We start from the raw sequence: 13,657 nt of genomic DNA, 5'->3' as shown, positions 1-13,657 counted from the left end.
TCTCATGTTTAATAAAAAAAACATCTATATTTTAAATATATAATAAATTCACTTGTAATGTATTTAGATATTCCACAAGTTTTTAAGTCTTTAAATAAAAAAGAAAAGGTTTTTAAGATAAAGTGTTTGTGGATAACTTTTTTCTAACAAAAACCCTGAACCGAAAAATATGTCACTACTAAGTGACCGTATTTCTTTTTTGCAATTGTGATATTCCGCTTCCTCGTCTGCTCACTCGCTTTGCTCGGTCACAGCCTTGTGGCGAGCGTAGGAGTTTTAATTAAAAAAATTTTTTTGAGTTAATTAACCCTTAAACATTGCACTATTGAGTTGCTACAGCTAGCATCATTAGGATTAAAATATCTACTAACTCAGGCACAACATGAACAAAACAGAACTCATTAATCAAATCGCTGAAAAAGCCGACTTAACCAAAAAAGATTCAGAAAAGGCGCTGAACGCTTTCATCGAAACTGTGACAGAAGCGCTAAAGGCGGGAGATGAAATTCAACTCGTTGGTTTTGGTAGTTTTCAGGTTAAGCAACGTGCAGCCAGAGATGGACGCAACCCCAAAACGGGTGAGGCACTTAAAATTGCTGCTGCAAACGTACCGAGTTTTAAAGCGGGTAAAACGTTGAAAGAAGCGGTCAAATAACCTGACCGAAAACAATGTACGAATCAAATCACCTGTACGAAACGCAATTTAACCTATTTTTGTACAGGAGTTTTGGGTGATGTCCGAAACCGAACGATTTCGAACAGCAAAAAACGTCTATCAGAAATTAATAATCGATAAATCTAACCATTTTTAAAAATTAAGACAAGATTACACGCAAATCAACCTCTAAAACGCGCTGTAATCGATTCTGAGCGATTTTCTCGATAAAAACGTACTTGTACAGCAAAAAATTTATCGTCGCTCATGATGCTTTTGGTGCGTTTTGAGTTTTCCTGATTTCAAAAAAAGAAAAAGCCAACTTCAAAAGTTGGCAAAAAAAAACGCCAGATGATTAATATCCGGCGCACAGAGCTAGAAGAGATTCAAAGGATTAATATCAGCAATTCAATTTAAATATAGCAGAATTTCCTGACGCGTGATTTTAACTTAATCAAAATCCTTTATAGCCGTCGCAGCCATAAGAATTATGGTAGATGTTAGAATTAAAAAATTAAGTAAAATTTTTTTGTATTCTGATAGCATTATGCGGTTGCCCACTATTAAATTAACGGGCAATATTTTCCCTAGTGTTGGTCAGCTATCCGCTGGTCCTTTTTAGAGAAAATAGCGCCCAGGCGTTTAAATTATTATTTATTGAATAAATCCTATGAGTAAAAAATTCACACCAACACCCCATGATGCCATATTTAAGCAGTTTTTAAGTGAAAAAGAGACGGCTAAAGACTTCTTTGATGTCTGGCTACCGGATGAAATTAAAGCGCTATGCGACTTAGATAGCCTAAAAGTGGAATCAGGGTCATTTGTCGATAGTGAAATGAAAAACTATCAGAGTGATATTCTCTATTCTGTCAAAACAGAAAAGGGAAGCGCTTATCTCTATCTGCTGATTGAACACCAGTCAACGCCTGATAAATTGATGGCTTGGCGATTGATGCGCTATAGTATGGCGGCGATGCAGAAGGTGCGACAGGAAGTTGTCTGACATATTGTTTTGACAAAGGAATGGACAAAACCAGTCATCCCATTGACTGTAACCTACCGTGACAGGCGTGGCGGGCAACTGCGGGGTCTGAAGCTCACGGGACAATGAAACCTTGCGTTGTAAAACGCGATAACGAAACCGTGAGGGAATAGTTATTACCTGCAAGCATCATGCGGATGAGGTGCTAGGTTTATCGGTATGGTTAACGTATGTGAACTGTTAATAAAGACCGTGATCGCTAACAGGCCAAAGATGCTGATAGGCCTGAACCAAAAGGTATGAGGTAGGTTATCTGTGGTTTTTGTGCGGATACATGGGCAATAACCCTCCGGTCGAGAGATAGAACCTAACCCGATAGTTTGTATGTCAGGTGAAACCTGGTAAGCCCGTACCGCCGCCGTAAGGCTAGAGATATCGTAAGATAGATTGATAACGGTGCGGGTAAAGGATGATGAAAAAAGCGAATGCCGGCCTGTAATGGGACGGATAGAGGTTCAAACTTTGCCTTACCACGAAAGTGAGCAGACTTTCATCGGGTCTTTAATCGTGAGAAGACGAGTAAAACTTTCAAGAGGAGGAAAGCAAGTTGAGTGCAGCCAACATGTGTGCATCTGCATCCTTCCACCCAACAAGCTGGCATTCTATTAACTGGAAAACCAGTCATGTACGGGTGCGAAAGTTACAAGTACGTATTGCGAAAGCAGCGAAGAACGAGCAATGGCGCAGAGTAAAAGCGTTGCAACGTTTATTAACACGGTCATTCACCGCTAAAGTGATGGCGATAAAACGTGTGACCGACAATACAGGCAAGAAAACGCCTGGTGTCGATGGTGTTATGTGGAATACACCCGAAAAGAAGTGGAACGCAATAGGGGCTATGAAACGTACAGGGTATAGACCAAAACCTTTACGCCGAATATATATCCCGAAAGCAAACGGAAAACTGCGACCTCTTGGTATACCGACCATGCTTGACAGAGCGATGCAAGCGCTACATTTGCTAGCCCTAGAGCCTGTATCGGAAATCACAGCGGATAAGAACAGTTACGGATTCCGGTCACTTAGAAGTACCGCTGATGCGATAGAGCAAATATTTTGTAATTGTGCAAAATCTAAATCAGCAAAATGGGTGTTAGAAGCGGATATTGCAGGATGCTTTGATAACATTAGTCATGATTTCTTAATCAACACAATTCCTATGGATAAAGTGATATTAAGTAAGTGGCTAAAATCAGGTTTATTAGATCGTGGAGCCTTTTACACCACCAATGGTGGGACACCGTAAGGCGGTATTATTTCCCCAACATTGGCTAATATGGCACTGGATGGTCTTGAAGCTGAACTCCGACAAGTATTTGGATATTCAGGTACGGCTAAAGGTAATAAGCATAAAGTCCATTATGTGCGATATGCGGATGATTTTGTGATAACAGGTATCTCACATGAACTCCTTAAATCAAGGGTCAAACCACTGGTTGAAGGATTTATGGCAAAAAGAGGCTTGCGTCTATCACAAGAAAAAACGAGAATTATCCATATTAGTGAAGGGTTTAATTTCTTAGGACAGAATGTTAGATCTTTTAACGGAAAATTTTTAATATCACCCGCAAAAAAAAATCTCACAAACTTTTTGAAGAAAATTAGAACCACGATAAAGCAGGAAAGGTCAAGCAGCGCATGGAAACTGATAACTAAACTCAACCCGATAATTAGAGGGTGGGTAAATTACCACCGACATGTTGTTGCGAAAAAAAAGCCTTTTCTAAAATCGATCATCTGATTTGGCAAGTTTTGTGGAAATGGTGTTTAAGACGTCACCCAAAGAAAGGTAAGTATTGGGTAAGAAAAAAATACTTTACCGTTCAAGGGAATAATCAATGGGTGTTTAGTGGAAAAGCGCCGGAAGGCAAGAATTTTACACTGTACAAAGCATCTTCCACACCTATAAAGCGCCATATAAAAATCAGAAGTGAAGCCTGCCCATTCGATAAAAAATGGGAAATGTATTTCGAAAAAAGGCTAGAAAATACCTGGAAACAAAAAACCGTAGGAAGTAAGAAAGTAAGAGTACTATGGATAAGACAAGATAAACGCTGTTTATGCTGCAACCAATTAATTACTCAAGAAACTGGCTGGAACATACACCATAAAGTCGAAAGAGTGAAAGGAGGCGGAAATGAACTGGGTAATCTTGAACTCTTACATCCTAATTGCCATCGCCAAAAACATAGTCGGGCTGCTGGTTGCGATCATACTGTATCGTGACTTATAAAGGCTTGAGCGGTATGCGGGGAAACTTGCACGTACCGTTCTTAGGGGGCGGCGTGACAGAGATGTCACGTTGCTACCCGACCATTTAGAGGCTGGACACAAAGAGTTGCCGCTGGTTTTTCCCATCCTGTTTTATTGCGGTGAGAAAAGCCCACACCCGTATAGTACAGATTGGCTAGACTGCTTTAGTGGCAGAGATATTGCCGAAAAGATATATACCAAACCGTTTAAGCTGGTTGATGTCACCACGCTTGATGACGGGGAGATCATGCAGCATAAGCGAATGGCGTTGCTTGAACTCATCCAGAAGCACATTCGCAGAAGGGATATGATCGAGCTACTGGATAGTATTGTTAAACTCTTGTCGTATAATTATTATACTGATAATCAAGTAATAACCCTGTTTAACTATCTCATCCAAGAAGGTAACACTAAAAAGCCAATGGAATTTATCAATGAGATAGCGAAACAATCAGAAAAACACGAGGGGGCATTTATGACTATTGCTCAACAGATTGAAGAAATTGGAATCAAGAAAGGCATACAACAAGGTATGCAACAAGGGAAAATTGAGGGCATCCAAGAGGGCGAAAAACAGGCTTCAATGAAGATAGCGCGCCAAATGTTGGAAAGTGGTATGGACAGGCAATCTGTGATGAAATTTACGGGTTTGACTGATGCCGAGATGAGCAACCTGTTTAAAGATTAAAACGATGACGGAACGCAAGAAATTAACCCTCAATCGCCCTAGAAGGGTTTCACCGGAAGAGCAGATATTAAGTAACCCTAGGCCCTGATGAACCCATTTTTATTTTTTCTAAGTTTTGCCAGAATTATTTTTGAAGGTTGAGATAAAAAACAGAATAAAGGGTTAAGGAACGATTAATTATTAATCAGTTTTGAACAAAAGATAGATCTACCCTATAGTGAGTTTTTATTGCCACCGCAAACGTGCCAATTCATCGTGACGAGCCATAAGTTCTTTAAGCTTCAATCCAAAATTCATTCCTGCGAAGAGTAATTCTTTCCCGCATAAGAGACAAGCCAGTGGATCGACTTTAAAGACATGTCGATACATGTTTCGAAAGGTGATTTTTTTAGCGGATTTTTTATCCTACTGGATTAACGGATAAACAACCTCTGTTAACATTTTTCGCATTGGGGCTGATGGACTTAAAAAACCGTAATAGCGGATCATGTGAAACCATTTTTGAGGTACATGAGACTCAAACCGGGTAATCAATTCGTCGGATGTTATGACCTCTTCTTCCTGTTTTTTTGTGCGGTGACTCTTATAGCGTAACGTGATGTTATCTTCACCGGCATAATGTTTTAAACGACTAAGCGAGACAGGGGCTTTCTTTAGATAAAATCCGAGATAAAGGGTGACATGGGTGATATTGGAAAGGATATTAGAGAGATTGATATTCCAGCCACGTTTGTAGTGAGTGTTAAGTAGGCGATTCCAAGAAAATTTGCTTCGCCCTTCACATTTAAGCTCATCAGGAATCGTCAGGGTGTAATAATGTTTTCTCAACGATTCGGTTACCCGATGTCGCCACATAGTCATGACGTTTTCGCGATAAAAGCTCATATCTCGCCAGGTGTTATTTTTAGTGACCCCGCCGGCTGTGGTTGAAAGATGAATATGTGGATGCCATTTTTGGTCACGTCCCCAAGTGTGGATGGCAGTGAAAATGCCGGGGGTGATATTGAGATCACGGCAGATAGTTAATACCACATCAGCGGCTAATCGATTCATTTCACCGAGCAGCCACCGATTGGCGCGAATAACAGGCCAATATTCACCAGGCATGGTAAAAGTAATGTGTTGCCAAGGGACTTTAGGTAACCAGGCCAGCGTATTGTTAATCCATTGTAGGCAAGCTTTTACGCCGCAATGAGGGCAGCTTCGGCTTTTGCAGGTAAATTTAACCCGCTTCTCATGATTAGGGCATCGCCAAATTGACCATCCCATAAGCGAAATGCCGCAAGCCATAATCTTTACCATGGTTTGCATCACAACTGGGCGAACGGTATTAGGCGGTTGACGGTTAAGCCAATTGAGCCAGCGTTGACCAAATTGAAAAACATGACTAAAACGCGGTGACATAAAAAGGACTAAAAGGTTGAGAAAATAGAGTTGAGGTTATATCAGTACTAACGAGCAATGACAAGTCGTCGTCGGAGGCGACCATCTTGATTACGACAACCGGCATTCCCATTATAACGCCACCGCAACCTTGTCTTACGCGAACGAACGCAAAGCCTAGGCCACTGCCATTAAAGCCGTCAATCAACGCTATGGGGTCTTTTTCTTCTATCGCGGCAAGGTACCGTTGGACAACAAATTAGCCCAAGTGGTGCGGGAATTTGCCCAGCAATAACAGATGACGGTAATGCCAATTAGTGTCGATGGTGTCATCAACCCCGAGTTACCCAACAGCCAGAAAGACCGAGGACAGGCGGCGAAGATGCAAATTCGCTATTTCCCTGCGCTTTTTTTGGTTGACCCGAGTACCGGCAGCTACCATCCACTGGCTTATGGCTTCATCAGTCAGGATGATTTAGCGAAACGGCTGTTAAACCGCGTGACTGATTTTGCCCCGAGGGATTAACGATGAAAACACTATTTGCTTTTTTTGTGCTGCTTTTCGTCATTCCCGCTAACGCGGCCGTGATTGACGAAATCGCCGCACTCGAAAAACACAAAACGGTAGCAGCAGAGAAGAAGCTGGCTCAACAGCGCGCAGCGCCCAAAGCGAAGCCACAGACCTTTCGCTTATCAAACGGACAGGCGATTAATATCACCCATTGGCAAATCGTGCATTTTATGAAATCCGATTGTCAGTATTGTCAGCAGTTTAACCCTGTGCTCAATGCCACCGCGCAGCAACTGGGTATTCCGGTTTTTGTCTACAGTTTTGACGGACTCGGTGATAGCACCTTTAGCAACGTATTGCCGGTAACCCCTGATGTGATAAGTGAGTTTTTCCCTGAATTACCGCAGGTAACGCCAACGGATTTTATTGTTAACACGCAAACCCTGGTCGCTATTGTCAACGATCACCGAAAACTGATCCACTTTTTAGCTAAATCCGATCAATCAAAATTGATCCACTTTTACTCAGTCATTGCTCCTGAGCGCCGCTTATCTTTCAATCGATAGCTTTCACCGCTTAATTGCAGTACATGCGAATGATGAAGTAAACGATCAAGCATAGCGGCAGTTAATGTTGCGTCATCAGCAAAAGCATTTGGCCATTGCCCAAATGATAAGTTACTCGTCAATATGACACTGCCATGCTCATAACGCTTGGCAATCACATTGAAAAACAGGTTTGCTTCTTCTCGCCCAAACGGCAGGTATCCAATCTCATCGATAATCAACAATTTCGGGGCCATCACCGAACGTGATAGATATTGTTTGAGCTTATTTTGTCGTTTGGCAGTTGAGAGTTGCAACATCAGTTCAGCTGCCGTGGTAAAGCGGGTTTTCTTCCTGGCCTGTACTGCTTTTAATCCTAACCCAATAGCTAAATGCGTTTTGCCTACACCGCTTGGGCCAAGCAACACGACATTTTCATTACGTTCAATAAACGTTAATGCGCTTAATTCCTGTATGTGTTGTTTGGGGATCCCCGTTGCAAACTTAAAATCGAACGTATTAAGTTCTTTATGTGCTGGGAATCCTGCCATCCGACTCAAAAGATTACGGGTTCGTTCATCTCGTTGTTGTTGCTCACATTTTAATAGGGACAGTAAAAACTCTCCGTAGCTTTTGTCTTGGGCAATGCATTGTTAGGCAAGTGATGACCAATGAGTCGGAATAGAATTTAATTTCAATGACTCACACAGGTGTTCAATTTGTTCATGCAATAACATGTTCACCTCCCAGCAATGCTTCGTATACGCTGATTGAGTGTTGCAAACTGACAGATTCAAGGGGCGGTACGATACGGATATTAAGCGTATCAGTCTGCGGGATAGATTGGCAAACCCTTGCTGGTAAGGGTAGAAGATACTTAACTTCCTTAGCTAGTCTATCTGCTGGCTTCTCTAACGTTGTTCCATGAATCCGCTGATGGGCACCAGGGCCCCACTCTTGCATTAGCTATCTCAATATCCAGTTCAAGATTATGAGCACGAAGGTCGGTATTTAATGGTACGATAAAGCTGTTTTTTAAATAGAGGTTAAAGCGCTCTACTTTCCCTTTCGTTTTTGCCCTGTAGGGCTTGCAAGCACACAATTTAAACCCGTAATCTTTCGACATTTGAAGCATTTCGACATGTAATTTATGTTCACCTTCTGCATAAGCATCCCGTTCGATGATGAGGGATTTTGCGTTATCACACAATATTTCCTGTGGTACACCACCAAAATAGTCGAAAGCTTCTCGTAAACCTTGTTGCGACGATTCTGCTCGTTCATTATCAAAGAACTTTACATAACTCGCACGCGAATAGCCTAGCGTTGCAACAAACGCTTTTAGTGATTTTTTACCTCGCCGGATGCTGGTGAAGTCGATTTGCATTTGTTGACCTGGCTGTGTTTCAAAACGGACGACAGCTTCGGGAACAATGCTTGGTTTAAATTGACAAACAAATCGGCGTAATTGAGCAATACCGCCTTGATAGCCGCTTTCAACTACTTCATCAAATAAGACTGTTGCAGGGATCCAATCAGGTTTAGCCAGTTCAATTCGATGAAGCAAATAAGGTTTAAAGGGTGCTAATTTAGTCGGTTGTTGACTTCTTTTAGCATAAGCTGGCATTGTCTGTTGTTGTAAATGATGTTTTACGGTGTTACGGGATATGCCCAATTCACGGGCAATTTTTCGAAGGCTTTGTCCTTGTGCAAAGCGAACATGAATATCCACAAATATCTCCTTGGTTAACATAAATTATCCGTACAAAAATGTGCGAATAATACCAAGTGGATCAGTTTTAGATGATCGTTAGTGGATCAGTTTTGCATGATCGGTGACACTATTCCCGTTTCGCAAGGCATGCTGAGTGCAACCGCCTTCGTTAACCGACTGGAACAGTCTTTTTTGCTTGCTGAAAAACTGGGGGGATTGCAATGAAAAATCGCAATCCAATAATCGCCCTGATGCTGTTTGCTGCCACAGCGCATGCTGGTATCAATGAAGATTTAAACAAATTTTTCCAGCAACTCGATAGTGGCAGTGGCGGGAATATTACGCAAGCGGCGGCGTGGCAAGGACAGGTAGCCGGTTATCTCACCGGTGGGTCGCTGTTTCTGCGCAATCCCGTCAGGCAAATCCAGCTTGTCTCGGTCTCCTTACCCGAAGTGAAATCCGGTTGTGGCGGCATTGATGCCTATCTGGGGTCATTTAGTTTTATTAACTCCGACCAGATAAAAGTGATGGCCAAACAGATTTTAAGTAATGCGGCCGGTTACGCGTTTGATTTGGCCTTGGAAGCCGCACTACCGCAAGTGAAAGCCGTCAAGGATTATCTGCAGAAGCTCGCGACCGATATTAACAACACCAATATTTCAACCTGTCAGGCGGCACAAGGCATTATCGGTGGACTGTGGCCAAAAAATCAGGCCAACACCCAACATATTTGTCAGGATATCGCCGGCAATCACAGCGTTTTTGCTGATTGGGCAGCCTCCCGTCAGGGCTGTGGCGTGGGCAATGAAACCAACAAAGTGTTTAACCACGCGAGTGACGAAGAGAAAAAGCGGATACCGCGTAATCGCAATTTAACCTGGAGTGCATTTGAGAAAATCAATCAGTTTATCAGTAGTGACAGGGAATTAAAGGAGCTGATGATGTCGCTGGTCGGCACCGTGATTTATGGCAATCAGGGAGAGTTATCGATATTGCCAGGGCTAGGGGCAAGTGACAGTGTCATGGACGCAATTTTAAAAGGTGGCACAACGGAGGTATATCCTTGTGACAATGTCACGCAATGCCTAAAGCCAACGAAGAGCAAAATCACAGTCACCGCCAGCCAGGGCATGATAACACAAATCCAAAAGTTATTGTCAAGTCTGTTTAAAAAATCAACGTCCGATGCAGCACTTACCGATAAGGAAACGGCCTTGATTGGCAGTACCCGCGTCCAAATCCTGCGCTACGTGATTGACAGTGCCTCGTTAAGCCTCGACGAATCAATGGTGACGTCACTGGCTGAATACATCGCCAGCGACATGGTGGTGAGCTATATCGACGGTCTGATTGATTTGGTGGAAGTAGCAGGCGCAGGGAGTCTCAATACCGAAGAAGAAAACAAGCAGTTTCAAAACAGCCTTAAAACCGTGCGCGAGAAAATGGCGCAGCGCTTAACCAGAATGCCGATTAATCAAAATCATCTGCTGGAGCTTGAACGCAATTTGCACTATTTGCGCCAGCAACTCTCATCAGGGTTGTCTGACCGGTTGATGAGCAACTATCAGTTTGGAGGGTAAAGATGGTACTGGATACCTGGTTTATCAGCGGCGGTGACATGGTGACCCAAACCTTGAATGCGGTGGGAGCCATGGTAAATCACCGCACCTGGGGTGGGCTACTTTATTTAGCCGAAACGCTCGGCATTTTAACGTGCGTCATGACCTATGTAAAAACCAATGACTTAAAGGGACTCTTTGCCTGGGGCTTTACCTTTGTTTGTGTGACGGCACTCCTGCTCACACCGAAAGTCACCGTGGTGGTCAACGACCTGACAAGACCAGACAAAATCAATCGGGTGGATAATGTGCCGGTGGGACTGGCCACCCCACTTTGGTTATTGACCGGTATCGGCCATTCGGTAGCGACATTTTATGATGACTTTTTCCATCTCCCCGACAGTGTTGCTTATAGCAAAACCGGCTTAATGTTTGGCCAGAAACTGATGCAGGAATCCCTGACTTTTCACAGCCACAGTCCTGAGATTAATGCCAATTTCAGCGAATACGTGAAAAACTGTGTTATCCCTGATATTCAGCTAAACCACAAATACAGCTTAAGCCAACTACTCAACACCCGCGATATTTATAGCCTGATTTTCTCCAAACCCAGCCCCTTAAGAGGGATTTATTATCAGGGCTGGGAATCTGAAAATACCGAAGGCGCACGCAGTCAGTTTATGACCTGTCAGCAAGCCACCGTAAAACTTAAAAACCTGCTTAATCTGGATACCACAGGCACCGGCAGCACGCTGATGTTTTATGCCAGAAAGCTCTTTCCAGAGCCGCCACGATGCCTCAGTGGTATTACCGCATATGCTCGAAGGCAGCTACAACTACTTTATGAAAGCCAGCCAATCTGCCGCCGATATTTTAAAACAGAACATCATGATAGCGGGCTTGAGAAAAGGCTTTAACGCCTATGCCGCGGCCATGAATGACCCTGGAGGGTTAAATCTCATTACCACCGAGCAATCGCTGGCAAAAATGCGCTTATCCCATCAGGCCAGTTATCATCTGGCCAGTGAAATGTTACCGCAACTCAATACCGTGTTGATGCTTTTATGTATTTCGCTCTTTCCGATTATGGTTTTAGCGCTTTTTGTGAGAGAGATTGCCGCAAAAGTGATAATTAATTAACTTAACATTATGGGTGGCCTCATGTTGTGGCCTGTAATGTTTGCTATCTTTAATCATGTTTACAACTTCATGATGGCAACCACGCTAAATGGCGAAAATGTGACGTTTTCTAATCTAGACAGACTCACCCAGACCGGCACCACCACGGCAGGTATTGCCGGCTGGATGATGATGTCTATTCCGTTTTTAAGTTTTAAGCTCTTTACTTCCCTTGGCCAACAGATTGCCAGTGCCGGCTCCTATCTGGGTAATGCCCTGGCAGACTGGGGATGCGGTGGCAAGCGGCAATTACAACATGGCCAATATGCAGGTGGAGAACATCAACGGCTTTAAGACCGATTTAAACCGGAGTTTCAAAGCGAAAGCGGGATGGTGCTGTGATTAGCACCACCCAAAGTGGTCAGCATATTGTCGATACCACCCAAGCCATCTCAAAACGGCCGTTTAGCCTGGATACCAGTTCGATGCTCGACACCAGCTTTAGCAAAGCGTTAAGCAGTCAACACCGCGAGACCGAAAGCTACCATCAGGGCTTAAAAAGTGCGATTTCGGACACCTACAATATCTCAACCGCGTTAAGTAACCAGTTTAACAAGCAAGGGTCATTTGAAAGCGGGTTAACCGGTGAACAGCCTCAAGCTATTGAAGACATCCAACGACAATCACAACAAGCGAAATCTTCTCTTTCATCAAATAATAGTACGCCAAGAGAGGATAAAACTTCAACGGATAGAACCGACATAGGGGGATTTGGAGTATCTGGATCTTTTGGTGTTAGTAACGAAAATATGGGCGGTGTTGCTAATGCAAAGGCAAATCTTGAAGCGTCATATCGACACCAATGGGTTGACACTAATACAGACTCTGCGTCAAAAAGCAATAAAACATCAGAAGATCTGCAGGTAGCAAGAGACTTTTCTGCCAGCCAATCCGCATCGGTGATAAGAAATATGACCGATAATGAGGTTAGCCGGATTTCCAATGCCGAAACGCGATCTTTGGTGAGAGATTTACGAGCCTCACTACAAAATACCAGAGAAAACTTTGCTGGATTCACTGCTAGCCAAACCAAAGAGCAAACTATCTCTGAGCAAGCTAATTTAACCGAAACCGAACGCCTAAGCGCTTCCCACCGCCTGGAGCAGGAATTTACCCAGTTTGCGTATTCGCGTTTGGGGGAAGCTGAGGCAGGTCGTGTGTTAACGGATGCCGGAACACCTGCGGTCAGGGCGCAACGTGAAGCGCTGGCCAGCGAGTTCAGTGACAGGATAGCCGAAGATATCCGCCATAATCATTTTGCCAGTCAAACGGTAGTAGCCAGTCATTATAAGGGTATACAGGTATCTCACGATGCGAGCCAATATAATCCAGTCGGTTTTAATCAAAGTGCAGCGCAATTAGAAACGCAAGCCGATAAAGGTCAAATCCGGCAACACCAGACCATTGTTAACCCAGAAACGGGTGAAAGCAATAAGGTCAGCCTACTTGAATCCGCCGAGGCCAATACCGGTGAATATGCAAAAGCGATACGGGCAGAAAAAACCGATTTTGGGCATAAAGTGACACCCACGCAGGATAAAATCACCGCCAATGAAAAGGCGATAAATAAGGAAAAATCGGCTAATATTAATAGATATGAAGAGAAGGGGGGCAAATGAAATTTTTAACCTTTGTCATCATGATAATTACACTGGAATCATTATGTTTGTTTTTCTTTAAACAAACTTTCTCTATGATCACTATGTCGATTATAGCGATAAGTGGTTTCTTTTGTTTTACTGCAACCCGTTGGAAAAATAGTCAAAAAATTGTAAAAATAGTTGTTAGTTTTTTTTACGTATTTGGTAGTTCGCTTATTTTAATAAAAGAATATTTAGATATTACTTTATCTCATGATGGAGTTTTTACTAATGAGTTATTTGTTACTCCAATAATCATTTCCACCTTGGTTATTTTATTTTTATTTATTTCATTAAATATCAAAAATCCAAATTACACAGTCAGTGACAATGATTTTTCTCATAATCCAGCCAATGGTTTACCTATGGTCGGAGGGACTGATATTGCTGGTAATATGTATGGAGCATGTTCAAAATCAGACGACTGAAACCAGAATATAAATCTAAAGAAAATTAATCCTATTAATCGAAATTAATTACGATCT

General features: G+C 42.8%; 11 protein-coding genes and 5 pseudogenes. 13 read left to right on the top strand and 3 right to left on the bottom strand.

Annotation, left to right across the window (positions count from 1 at the left end; all coding sequences use genetic code 11):
* The first annotated feature begins 382 nt into the window (after positions 1 to 382).
* From V3224_RS23820 to V3224_RS23805, 4 genes and pseudogenes are all read left to right on the top strand, one after another.
* Positions 383 to 655: an HU family DNA-binding protein gene (locus V3224_RS23820; protein WP_334472501.1), complete on the top strand. Its 273-nt coding sequence runs from the start codon at positions 383 to 385 to the stop codon at positions 653 to 655.
* A 670-nt stretch (positions 656 to 1,325) separates the two neighbouring features.
* Entirely contained in the window at positions 1,326 to 1,661 is a 336-nt protein-coding gene (locus V3224_RS23815) for an Rpn family recombination-promoting nuclease/putative transposase (RefSeq protein WP_334473102.1), read from the top strand.
* Positions 1,662 to 2,262: 601 nt separating this feature from the next.
* A pseudogene (gene ltrA / locus V3224_RS23810) lies at positions 2,263 to 3,926 on the top strand (group II intron reverse transcriptase/maturase).
* Positions 3,927 to 4,002: 76 nt separating this feature from the next.
* Positions 4,003 to 4,641 carry an Rpn family recombination-promoting nuclease/putative transposase gene (locus V3224_RS23805; RefSeq protein ID WP_334473100.1) on the top strand — a complete coding sequence of 213 codons (639 nt, stop codon included), beginning with the start codon at positions 4,003 to 4,005 and terminating at the stop codon, positions 4,639 to 4,641.
* A gap of 225 nt (positions 4,642 to 4,866) precedes the next feature.
* On the opposite strand, the pseudogene V3224_RS23800 reads toward V3224_RS23805, so the two are convergent.
* A pseudogene (locus V3224_RS23800) lies at positions 4,867 to 6,045 on the bottom strand (IS91 family transposase).
* A gap of 169 nt (positions 6,046 to 6,214) precedes the next feature.
* Here V3224_RS23800 and traF (V3224_RS23795) point away from each other — a divergent pair.
* Together traF (V3224_RS23795) and traF (V3224_RS23790) are read left to right on the top strand one after the other, a co-directional pair.
* Positions 6,215 to 6,550 (top strand): annotated as a pseudogene (gene traF / locus V3224_RS23795) (conjugal transfer protein TraF).
* A gap of 2 nt (positions 6,551 to 6,552) precedes the next feature.
* The gene (gene traF, locus V3224_RS23790; RefSeq protein WP_334473099.1) at positions 6,553 to 7,101 is read left to right on the top strand and encodes a conjugal transfer protein TraF; all 549 of its coding nucleotides are present in this window, start codon (positions 6,553 to 6,555) and stop codon (positions 7,099 to 7,101) included.
* Here the strand turns inward: traF (V3224_RS23790) and istB are convergent.
* Positions 7,056 to 7,817 (bottom strand): annotated as a pseudogene (gene istB / locus V3224_RS23785) (IS21-like element helper ATPase IstB). The gene traF (V3224_RS23790) and the pseudogene istB sit on opposite strands and share 46 nt — an antisense overlap.
* A pseudogene (gene istA, locus V3224_RS23780) lies at positions 7,804 to 8,833 on the bottom strand (IS21 family transposase). The pseudogenes istB and istA overlap by 14 nt, the downstream one beginning before the upstream one ends.
* Before the next feature lie 60 nt (positions 8,834 to 8,893).
* On the opposite strand from istA, the gene V3224_RS23775 reads away from it, so the two are divergent.
* Genes V3224_RS23775 through V3224_RS23745 form a run of 7 tightly spaced genes read left to right on the top strand, consistent with a single transcriptional unit; the run spans position 8,894 to position 13,600 of the window.
* Positions 8,894 to 9,019, top strand: coding sequence for a hypothetical protein (locus tag V3224_RS23775; RefSeq protein ID WP_334473098.1), 126 nt, complete (start codon positions 8,894 to 8,896; stop codon positions 9,017 to 9,019).
* Complete coding sequence (locus tag V3224_RS23770; RefSeq protein ID WP_334472494.1) at positions 9,016 to 10,374, top strand: conjugal transfer protein TraH; 1,359 nt, start codon at positions 9,016 to 9,018, stop codon at positions 10,372 to 10,374. Before V3224_RS23775 ends, V3224_RS23770 begins: the two co-directional genes overlap by 4 nt.
* A gap of 2 nt (positions 10,375 to 10,376) precedes the next feature.
* Positions 10,377 to 11,270 carry a conjugal transfer protein TraG N-terminal domain-containing protein gene (locus V3224_RS23765; RefSeq protein WP_334473096.1) on the top strand — a complete coding sequence of 298 codons (894 nt, stop codon included), beginning with the start codon at positions 10,377 to 10,379 and terminating at the stop codon, positions 11,268 to 11,270.
* The gene (locus tag V3224_RS23760) at positions 11,170 to 11,493 is read left to right on the top strand and encodes a conjugal transfer protein TraG N-terminal domain-containing protein (protein ID WP_334473095.1); all 324 of its coding nucleotides are present in this window, start codon (positions 11,170 to 11,172) and stop codon (positions 11,491 to 11,493) included. Before V3224_RS23765 ends, V3224_RS23760 begins: the two co-directional genes overlap by 101 nt.
* A 21-nt stretch (positions 11,494 to 11,514) precedes the next feature.
* Positions 11,515 to 11,826 carry a hypothetical protein gene (locus tag V3224_RS23755; RefSeq protein WP_334472489.1) on the top strand — a complete coding sequence of 104 codons (312 nt, stop codon included), beginning with the start codon at positions 11,515 to 11,517 and terminating at the stop codon, positions 11,824 to 11,826.
* A 44-nt stretch (positions 11,827 to 11,870) separates the two neighbouring features.
* Entirely contained in the window at positions 11,871 to 13,151 is a 1,281-nt protein-coding gene (locus V3224_RS23750; protein ID WP_334473093.1) for a hypothetical protein, read from the top strand.
* Complete coding sequence (locus V3224_RS23745) at positions 13,148 to 13,600, top strand: hypothetical protein (RefSeq protein ID WP_334473092.1); 453 nt, start codon at positions 13,148 to 13,150, stop codon at positions 13,598 to 13,600. Before V3224_RS23750 ends, V3224_RS23745 begins: the two co-directional genes overlap by 4 nt.
* Positions 13,601 to 13,657 lie beyond the last annotated feature (57 nt).

The organism is Arsenophonus sp. PmNCSU2021_1, from assembly GCF_036919435.1.
GTDB classification, from domain to species: domain Bacteria; phylum Pseudomonadota; class Gammaproteobacteria; order Enterobacterales; family Enterobacteriaceae; genus Arsenophonus; species Arsenophonus nilaparvatae.
This window is presented reverse-complemented; position numbering and strand designations above follow the sequence as displayed.

What these genes read in the sequence shown, in the direction of transcription:
- V3224_RS23820 (WP_334472501.1), top strand. Translation starts at nt 383, where the DNA reads ATGAACAAAACAGAACTCATTAATCAAATCGCTGAAAAAGCCGACTTA.
- V3224_RS23815 (WP_334473102.1), top strand. Translation starts at nt 1,326, where the DNA reads ATGAGTAAAAAATTCACACCAACACCCCATGATGCCATATTTAAGCAG.
- traF (WP_334473099.1), top strand. Translation starts at nt 6,553, where the DNA reads ATGAAAACACTATTTGCTTTTTTTGTGCTGCTTTTCGTCATTCCCGCT.
- V3224_RS23770 (WP_334472494.1), top strand. Translation starts at nt 9,016, where the DNA reads ATGAAAAATCGCAATCCAATAATCGCCCTGATGCTGTTTGCTGCCACA.
- V3224_RS23765 (WP_334473096.1), top strand. Translation starts at nt 10,377, where the DNA reads ATGGTACTGGATACCTGGTTTATCAGCGGCGGTGACATGGTGACCCAA.
- V3224_RS23760 (WP_334473095.1), top strand. Translation starts at nt 11,170, where the DNA reads ATGCTCGAAGGCAGCTACAACTACTTTATGAAAGCCAGCCAATCTGCC.
- V3224_RS23755 (WP_334472489.1), top strand. Translation starts at nt 11,515, where the DNA reads ATGTTGTGGCCTGTAATGTTTGCTATCTTTAATCATGTTTACAACTTC.
- V3224_RS23745 (WP_334473092.1), top strand. Translation starts at nt 13,148, where the DNA reads ATGAAATTTTTAACCTTTGTCATCATGATAATTACACTGGAATCATTA.